Annotated in this window: 7 protein-coding genes; all 7 read left to right on the forward strand. The window is 67.1% G+C overall.

Translation table 11 applies throughout. The features are described 5' to 3' along the window. On the forward strand, positions 1-1379 hold a 1379-nt coding region (locus AC2VOU_RS10655; protein ID WP_486957347.1), incomplete at its 5' end, for an AAA family ATPase. Positions 1380-1391: 12 nt separating this feature from the next. Further along, positions 1392-2669 (forward strand): signal recognition particle-docking protein FtsY, encoded by a 1278-nt coding sequence (ftsY, locus tag AC2VOU_RS10660; RefSeq protein ID WP_486957348.1) that lies wholly within the window; start codon positions 1392-1394, stop codon positions 2667-2669. A 198-nt stretch (positions 2670-2867) separates the two neighbouring features. Beyond that, complete coding sequence (locus tag AC2VOU_RS10665; protein ID WP_486957351.1) at positions 2868-4220, forward strand: ammonium transporter; 1353 nt, start codon at positions 2868-2870, stop codon at positions 4218-4220. A 2-nt stretch (positions 4221-4222) separates the two neighbouring features. Further along, positions 4223-4561, forward strand: a complete 339-nt coding sequence (locus tag AC2VOU_RS10670; protein ID WP_067334246.1) for a P-II family nitrogen regulator — start codon at positions 4223-4225, stop codon at positions 4559-4561. 48 nt (positions 4562-4609) lie between these two features. Further along, positions 4610-7081: a [protein-PII] uridylyltransferase gene (locus AC2VOU_RS10675; protein ID WP_486957352.1), complete on the forward strand. Its 2472-nt coding sequence runs from the start codon at positions 4610-4612 to the stop codon at positions 7079-7081. Between the two features lie 171 nt (positions 7082-7252). Further along, complete coding sequence (gene ffh / locus AC2VOU_RS10680; RefSeq protein ID WP_486957349.1) at positions 7253-8809, forward strand: signal recognition particle protein; 1557 nt, start codon at positions 7253-7255, stop codon at positions 8807-8809. Next, a partial coding sequence (locus AC2VOU_RS10685) for an amidohydrolase family protein (protein ID WP_486957350.1) occupies positions 8809-9303 on the forward strand: 495 nt, incomplete at its 3' end. The genes ffh and AC2VOU_RS10685, both read left to right, overlap by 1 nt.

Below are 9303 nucleotides of genomic sequence, written 5' to 3' on the forward strand. Positions count from 1 at the left end.
AAGTCGGGCGCGCCGAAACCCTCGCGCAACTCGGTGAACTCGAGAGTCGACTGGGCAACATCGAACAGCCACAACAGATTTCGAGCGAGACCAGCCATGGCGAGGCCCGCCAGCAGATCGCCGCGGCGGCCGAAGCGGCCCGCGGCGTCGAGGTGGAGGCCAGGCTTGCGGTACGCACCGCCGAAGAGCGCGCCAATGCCGTTCGCGGAAAGTCGGATTCGCTGCGTCGTGCCGCCGCCTCCGAGCGCGAGGCCCGGGTCCGCGCCCAGCAGGCTCGTGCGGCACGCCAGCGCGCTGCCAAGGTGGCCGCCGCGGTAGCCGACGCCGGGCGTCTGCTGGCCGGCCGATTGAGTCACGTGGTCGCAGCGGCATCGCGGAACCGCGACGTGCTGGCGGCCGAACGGCAACGACGTTCCGCGGCGCTGGTCGCAGTCCGCGAGGAGGTGAACGCGCTGGCCACCCGGATCGGGGTGCTCACCGAGTCGCTGCACCGCGACGAGGTGGCCAAAGCCCAAGCGGCACTTCGCATCGAGCAGCTCGAGCAGATGGTGCTCGAACAATTCGGCATGGCGCCCGACGTATTGGTCGCCGAATACGGCCCCCAGGTGACGCTGCCGCCGAGTGAGCTGGAGATGGCCGAATACGAGCAAGCCCGCGAGCGCGGCGAGCCGGTGAGCGCGCCCGCCCCGCTGCCGTTCGACCGGCCCACCCAGGAGCGTCGCGCCAAACGCGCCGAACGTGAGCTGGCCGAGCTGGGCCGGGTGAACCCGCTGGCCCTGGAGGAGTTCGCCGCCCTGGAGGAGCGCTTCAACTTCTTGTCCACTCAGCTCGAGGATGTCAAGGCCGCGCGTAAGGATCTGCTCGACGTCGTCGCCGACGTCGACGCCCGCATCCTGCAGGTGTTCACCGAGGCCTACATCGACGTGGAGCGGGAATTCCAAGGGGTTTTCGCCTCGCTGTTCCCCGGGGGCGAGGGCCGCCTGCTGCTGACCAACCCCGACGACATGCTCACCACCGGCATCGAGGTGGAGGCTCGTCCACCCGGCAAGAAAGTCAAGCGGCTGTCGCTGTTGTCCGGCGGCGAGAAGTCACTGACCGCGGTGGCGATGCTGGTCGCCATCTTCCGGGCCCGCCCTTCGCCGTTCTACATCATGGACGAAGTCGAGGCGGCGCTCGACGACACCAATCTGCGGCGGCTGATCGGCCTGTTCGAGCTGCTGCGGGCCAAGTCGCAGCTGATTGTCATCACCCACCAGAAGCCAACCATGGAGGTCGCCGACTCGCTGTACGGCGTGACGATGCGTGGCGACGGCATCACTACGGTGATCTCGCAACGGATGCGCGGTCAGCAGGTCAACGAGCTGGTCACCACTACTTAAGCGAGGAATACTTTGCCGCAAGCTGTCTGGATCGCGATCGCGGTTGCTGTCACCCTGGTCGTCATCGCCGTCCTGGTGTGGGGACTGGTGCGCTACCGGCGACGGCAGATCAGCCTGTCCGGCGGCGAACAAACCCCCACCCTCGACCGCTCCGGCGGCTATGCCGCGTCGTCGGGCATCACGTTCAGCCGCACCGAAACTCCCGAACATATCGACACCGCCGGGTTGCCCGCCGTCGGCGACGACGCGTCAACTCCGCGCGATGCGCCCAAGCGCACCGTCTCCGATGTTCACCTGCCCCAGGCTGATACGGAAGCTTCCCCGGTTGCGCCACAACCCGCGACGGCGGCGCCCGCAGTGGAGGAGATCGCCCCGTCCGAAGGGCGGCTGGAGCGGCTGCGCGGGCGCCTGGCCAGGTCGCAGAATACCTTCGGCCGCAGCCTGTTAGGGCTGATCGGCGGTGGAGACCTGGACGAGGATTCCTGGGAACAGGTCGAGGACACCCTGCTGATCGCCGACTTGGGCCCTACCGTCACCAGTTCGGTGGTGGCTCAACTGCGCAGCCGGCTGGCCAGCAAGGACGTCCACACCGAGGCCGATGCCCGCGCGGTGCTCCGCGAGGTCCTGATCAGCGAGCTGCAACCCGGTCTGGACCGCTCGGTGCGTGCCCTGCCGCACGACAACCACCCGTCGGTGCTGCTGGTCGTCGGCGTCAACGGAACCGGAAAGACCACGACCGTGGGCAAGCTCGCGCGGGTGCTGGTCGCCGACGGCCGACGGGTAGTGCTGGGCGCAGCCGACACTTTCCGTGCTGCGGCGGCTGATCAGTTGCAGGCCTGGGCATCACGCGTGGGCGCCGATGTGGTGCGTGGACCCGAGGGTGCCGATCCGGCGGCGGTCGCCTTCGATGCCGTCGACAAGGGCATCGAGGTCGGCGCCGACGTCGTGGTGATCGACACCGCGGGCCGGTTGCACACCAAGACCGGGTTGATGGACGAACTCGGCAAGGTCAAAAGGGTGGTGACCCGCCGCGCCGCCGTCGACGAGGTACTGCTGGTGCTCGACGCGACGATCGGGCAGAACGGATTGGCGCAGGCGCGGGTGTTTGCCGATGTGGTCGATATCACCGGTGCGGTGCTGACCAAGTTGGACGGCACGGCCAAGGGCGGCATCGTTTTTCGTGTTCAACAAGAGCTCGGCGTCCCGGTCAAGCTGGTCGGACTCGGCGAGGGCCCCGACGACTTGGCGCCGTTCGAGCCCGCGGCGTTCGTCGACGCGCTGCTGGGCTAGCGGGTGCAAGCCGAAAATCATGATGAGCAGATGTAACTCGGGTGAAACCTGTCAGCGCCACATTTTGTAACAATCAGTTTGCAAAGTTCTCGTGCGGGGCCGCAGTCATCTGTCTGGCGGCTGGTGTTGGCCGACCGAAGGTGGTAGCGAGTGAGTTTCCCGATATTGGGCCAGCCAGATACCGGTGATACCGCTTGGATGCTGGCGAGTGCGGCATTGGTTCTGTTGATGACCCCGGGGCTGGCGTTCTTCTACGGCGGCATGGTGCGCGCCCGAAGTGTGCTCAACATGATCATGATGAGCGTCAGCGCCATGGGCGTGGTGACGGTGTTGTGGGTGCTTTACGGCTACTCGATGGCTTTCGGCAACGACACCGAGGGCATCGTCGGCGACCCCATAGCGTACTTCGGCCTCAAGGGCTTGATCGGCGGCAACTCCGCCGCCGCGGCCGCGGGCAAGGCCGCCACGGACATCCCGCTGGCCGGCACGTTGCCGATGACTGTGTTCGTGGCCTTTCAGTTGATGTTCGCGATCATCACGGTCGCCCTGATCTCGGGTGCAGTCTCCGACCGGCTGAAGTTCAGCGCCTGGCTGGTGTTCGCCGGACTATGGGCGACCATCGTCTACTTCCCGGTCGCGCACTGGGTCTTCGCGTTCGATGGCGTGACGGCAGAGCACGGCGGCTGGATCGCCAACAAGCTGAAAGCGATCGACTTCGCCGGTGGAACCGCGGTCCACATCAACTCCGGTACGGCAGGTTTAGTGTTGGCCATTGTGTTGGGCAAGCGCAAGGGGTGGCCGACGACGCTGTTTCGTCCCCACAATGTTCCGTTCGTGATGCTCGGCGCCGGCTTGCTGTGGTTCGGCTGGTACGGGTTCAACGCCGGCTCGGCCACCAGTTCCAACGGCGTGGCGGGGTCGACCTTCATCACCACCACCGTAGCCACCGCCGCGGCGATGCTGGCCTGGCTGGCCACTGAGCGCATCCGCGACGGCCACGCCACCACGCTCGGTGCGGCCTCCGGCATCGTGGCTGGCCTGGTCGCCATCACGCCGTCCTGTTCGTCGGTGAACGTGCTGGGTGCCCTGGCGATCGGCGCGGTGGGCGGATCCCTGTGTTCCTTGGCGGTCGGGCTCAAGTACAAGCTCGGCTTCGATGACTCGCTCGACGTGGTCGGCGTGCATCTGGTCGGTGGTTTGGCCGGCACGTTGCTGATCGGTTTGCTTGCCGCACCCGAAGCTCCCGCCGCCGTCAAGGGGTTGTTCTACGGCGGTGGTTGGGATCAACTGTGGCGACAGGCTGTCGGCGCGTTCAGCGTCCTTGCCTACTCGGCTATCGTCACTCTCATCCTTGCCTTGATACTGAAATACACGATCGGCCTGCGCCTGAGTCCTGAGGGCGAAGCGGCTGGTATCGACGAGTCTCAGCACGCGGAGAGCGGGTACGACTTCACCACGGCGGGTGGTTCGGGCTCGGTCCTCCCGCACGCGAGTTTGCCGGAGAGCGCATTCGGCCATAATCGGATGGGCGACAAAGTGGAGGCGGAATAGGAATGAAGCTGATCACCGCGATCGTGAAGCCCTTCACCCTCGAGGACATCAAAGCCAGTCTCGAGCAGGTCGGCATCCTGGGGATGACGGTCAGCGAAGTTCAGGGGTACGGGCGTCAGAAAGGGCACACCGAGGTCTACCGGGGTGCCGAGTACTCCGTCGACTTCGTGCCCAAGGTCCGAGTCGAGGTCCTGATCGAGGACTACGACGCCGATAAGGCCCTGGACAGCATCGTGCGGGCCGCCCGCACCGGCAAGATCGGCGACGGGAAGGTCTGGGTCAGCCCGGTGGAAACCGTGGTGCGGGTGCGCACCGGCGAGCGGGGAGCCGACGCGATCTGACAGCCACGTGAGGACGCCGTCGGCATGGCCGCTCCGACCAGGATGGGAATGACGCAGCGCGAGCAGGAATCACCCGATCTGCCGGCACAGCACGTTGTGGTGGGCAAAATTTCCGGCGCGGCGACCGATCTTGCTGCCGCCCGGGAGAAGTTGCTTGCCCGCAGCCCGAATGAGCTCGACTCGGCGGCTCTGCGCGAAGCCTGGGGCGAACTGCACGAGTTCTGGTTGACCAGAAAGGCTTCCGAACTCGGCATCACGGCGGGCAGCGGGTTCGCGATCGTCGCCACTGGCTCGCTGGGCCGCCGCGAACTGGTGCCCTACTCCGACCTGGACCTGCTGCTGCTGCACGACGGCATGAACACCGACGCCGTCCGAGAGGTCGCCGATTCGCTGTGGTATCCGTTGTGGGACGCCAACATTCGTCTCGACCACAGCGTCCGGACGGTCGCCCAGACCATCGCGGTCGCCGGCGCCGATGTCTCGGCCTGCCTGGCAATGATCGACGCCCGGCACATCGCCGGCGATGACGAGCTGTCTGCCCGCCTGACCGAAGGCATCCGCCGCCAATGGCGAAACACAATCCAGTCCATCTTTGGTGAAGTCGTCGACGAGACCCACGCCCGATGGCGGCGCTTCGGTGAGATCGCCCACCGTGCCGAGCCCGATCTGAAGTCCGGCCGCGGCGGGCTGCGCGACATTCAACTACTCGACGCACTGGCCGTCGCGCACCTCACCGATCGGCTGGCCGCCGGGGAGGCCGACGACCCGCTGGGGTCGCTGACCGGCGCGCACCTGACCCTGCTCAACGTCCGCACCGAGTTGCACCGGGTTTCGGGTCGCGGGCATGACCAGGTTTTGGCCCAATTCGCCGACGAGATCAGCGCCGCGCTACACGTCGGCGACCGATTCGACCTGTCGCGGGTGCTGTCCGACGTGGGACGCACGATCAGCTATCGCGTCGACGCGGGACTGCGGACCGCCTCCAATGCGCTGCCGCGCCGTGGAATGTCGGCGATCCGGCGGCGTCCGCGCCGACCGCTGGACGAAGGCGTGGTGGAGTACGCCGGCGAGATCGTGCTGGCCCGCGATGCCCGACCGCAGAGCGACCCCGCGTTGCTGCTGCGGGTGGCGGCGGCATCGGCCGTCACCGGGTTGCCGATCGCGGTCTCCACGCTGGCCCGGCTGGCCGATACCGCGCCGGAACTGCCGAACCCCTGGCCGCATGACGCGCTGGACAACCTGTTGGTGATGCTGACCGCGGGCCCGGACACCATCGCGGTGATCGAGACGCTGGACCGTACCGGGTTGTGGGGCCGACTCTTCCCGGAGTGGGGTGCGGTACGGGATCTCCCGCCGCGCGACGTGGTGCACATTTGGACCGTTGACCGTCACCTCGCCGAAACCGTCTCGCGGGCAAGGATTTTCACCACCCGGGTGGCCCGGTCCGACTTGCTGATCCTGGCCGCGTTGTTGCACGACATCGGTAAGGGACGCGATGCCGACCACTGTGTGCTCGGCGCGCAACTGGCCACCCAGATCGGCACCCGGCTGGGTATGTGGCCGCCGGACGTGGAAATGCTGTCCAAGCTGGTGTTGCATCACCTGTTGTTGGCCAAGGTTGCGATCCGACAGGACCTCAACGACCCGCAGACCATCACCACAGTTTGCGAAGCGCTCGGGGACGACCCGGTTTTGTTGGATGTACTACACGCGCTGACCGAGGCCGATTCATTGGCCACCGGGCCGGGGGTGTGGAGCGACTGGAAGGCCTCGCTGGTCGGTGATCTGGTGCGACGCAGCCGGATGGCGATGAACGGCGAAGCGCTGCCGCACGCCGATCCGCTGGACCCCGATTACCTGGCGCTGGCTGCGGACCGCAAGGTGCACGTCGAAGTGCGGCCCGGCGCCGATCGGCGCCTGCACCATGCGGTGGTGATCGCTCCGGACCGGCGTGGGTTGCTGTCCAAGGCGGCCGGGGTGCTGACGCTGAACTCGCTGCGGGTTCACTCGGCATCGATCAACGTCGTGGACGGTGTCGCGATCAGTGAATTCGTGGTGTCACCACATTTCGGCAGCCCGCCGGCCTCGGGCCTGTTGCGTCAGCAGCTGATTCGTGCCCTGGGCGGGCAGTCCGACGTGTTGGGCACACTGGAGCAGCGTTCGCCCGACACCAAACTCAAGCCATTTGGTGACGCGCCGACCGCGGTCCCGGTTCACCAGTTGTCGGCGCCGCCCAGAATCCTGTGGTTCGACGGCCCGCCGGGCCGCCTGCTCATCGAGATCAGGGCCACCGACCGGCCGGGGATGCTCGCGCTGCTCACCGGCGCTCTGGAGCGCGCCGGAGTGGATATCGACTGGGCGAAGGTCACCACTCGCGGGTCGATGGTGGAGGACGTGTTCTGCATCGCGTTGCCCGAGCGCAGCGCCGCGTCCAAAGCTACCGGCGAGCCGGGGTCGAGCACCCGGTCGGCCATCGAGCGCCAGCTGCTCGCGGTGCTCGGTGGACCCGCGCCATCGTGATCCTGCGGCGCCAATCGCGGCAGGACAAGGCGAATTCAGGGAACCAGCCGTTTATAACAATGAGTTCCCCACTTCGTCCCGCCGGGGGAAACCCACCCAGGCTGATTCGGCAAGCTCGAGCCGATCGGGCCCTCGGCGCCGCGTCGATCGTTTCCCACTAGGCTGGGCCGCGTGTTTGAATCGCTGTCCGATCGGCTCACCGGCGCCCTGCAAGGACTTCGCGGCAAGGGCCGGCTGACCGACGCCGACATCGACGCCACCACCCGAGAGATCCGGCTGGCGCTGTTGGAGGCCGACGTATCGCTGCCCGTCGTCCGGGCGTTTGTCAGCCGCGTCAAAGACCGCGCCAAGGGCGCGGAGGTCTCCGGCGCACTCAACCCGGCTCAGCAGGTCGTCAAGATCGTCAACGAGGAGCTGGTCGGCATCCTCGGCGGCCAGACCCGCACGCTGGCGTTCGCCAAGACGCCGCCGACGGTCGTCATGCTGGCCGGTCTGCAGGGATCCGGTAAGACCACGCTGGCGGGCAAGCTGGCGCTGTGGCTGCGCAATCAGGGTCACACCCCGCTGCTGGTGGCCTGCGACTTGCAACGGCCGGGCGCGGTCAACCAGCTGCAAATCGTGGGGGAGCGGGCCGGAGTCGCGGTCTTCGCGCCGCATCCGGGCTCCTCGGCGGACACCGATCACGGCGCAGCCCCGGGTGATCCCGTCGCCGTCGCCGCGGCCGGCCTCGCCGAGGCGCGCGCCAAACACTTCGACGTCGTGATCGTCGACACCGCCGGGCGGTTGGGGATCGACGAGGAGATGATGGCCCAGGCCGGCGCGATTCGCGCCGCCGTCGATCCCGACGAAGTGCTCTTCGTGCTGGATGCGATGGTCGGTCAGGACGCGGTGGCCACTGCGCAGGCGTTCGGCGAAGGCGTCGGCTTCACCGGTGTGGTGCTGACCAAGCTGGACGGCGACGCGCGTGGCGGTGCTGCATTATCAGTGCGTGAAATAGCAGGCGTGCCAATTCTTTTCGCGTCAGCGGGGGAGAAGCTGGAGGACTTCGACGTCTTCCACCCGGACCGGATGGCCAGCCGCATTCTGGGCATGGGCGACGTGCTGAGCCTGATCGAGCAGGCCGAGCAGGTCTTCGATGCGCAGCAGGCCGAGGCTGCCGCGGCCAAGATCGGCTCCGGTGAGCTGACGCTCGAAGATTTCCTCGAGCAGATGCTGATGATCCGCAAGATGGGTCCGATCGGCAACCTGTTGGGCATGCTGCCGGGCGCAGGCCAGATGAAAGACGCCCTGGCCGCCGTCGACGACAGCCAACTCGACCGGCTGCAGGCCATCATTCGCGGCATGACACCGCAGGAGCGCGCCGACCCCAAGATCATCAACGCCTCCCGCCGGTTGCGCATCGCCAACGGCTCGGGCGTGACGGTGTCGGAGGTCAACCAATTGGTCGACCGCTTCTTCGAGGCCCGCAAAATGATGTCCTCGATGGTGAGCAGCATGGGCATTCCCGGGCTGGGGCGTAAGTCGGCGACCCGCAAGGGAGCAAAAGGCAAGGGCAAGAAGGGCAAAAAGCAGCGCGGGCCGACGCCGCCGAAGGTCCGTGGTCCGCTCGGCGCCGGTATGCCGGCCGGGTTCCCGGACTTGTCCAACATGCCGCAGGGGCTCGACGAATTACCGCCCGGGCTGGCCGATTTCGACTTGTCCAAGCTGAAGTTCCCGGGCAACAAATAGTGCCGCAGCACGTTCGAGGGATCGGGCTGCCCAACGAAGAGCCCATCGAGCTGTGGATCGTCGACGGCCGGATCAGCCGCGAACCGGTCGCCGGCGCGGACACGATTTTCGACGGCGGCTGGATCATTCCCGGGCTGGTTGATGCGCACTGCCACGTCGGACTCGGCCCGGGCGGCGGTGTCGAACTCGACGAGGCTATCGCGCAAGCCGAAGCCGAGCGTGACGTCGGCGCGCTGCTGCTGCGCGACTGCGGCTCGCCGGTCGACACCCGCATCCTCGACGACCGCGACGACCTGCCCCGCATCATCCGGGCCGGCCAGCACCTGGCCCGGCCCAAGCGGTATATCCCGGGCCTGCCGATCGACATCGAGGACGAGTCTCAGCTCCCGGATGCGGTGGCGCTGCAGGCTCAGCGCGGCGATGGCTGGGTCAAGCTGGTCGGTGACTGGATCGACCGCGGTATAGGCGATTTGGCGCCGCTGTGGTCCGACGAC

The sequence above is a fragment of the Mycobacterium sp. TH-M25 genome (genome assembly GCF_057473665.1).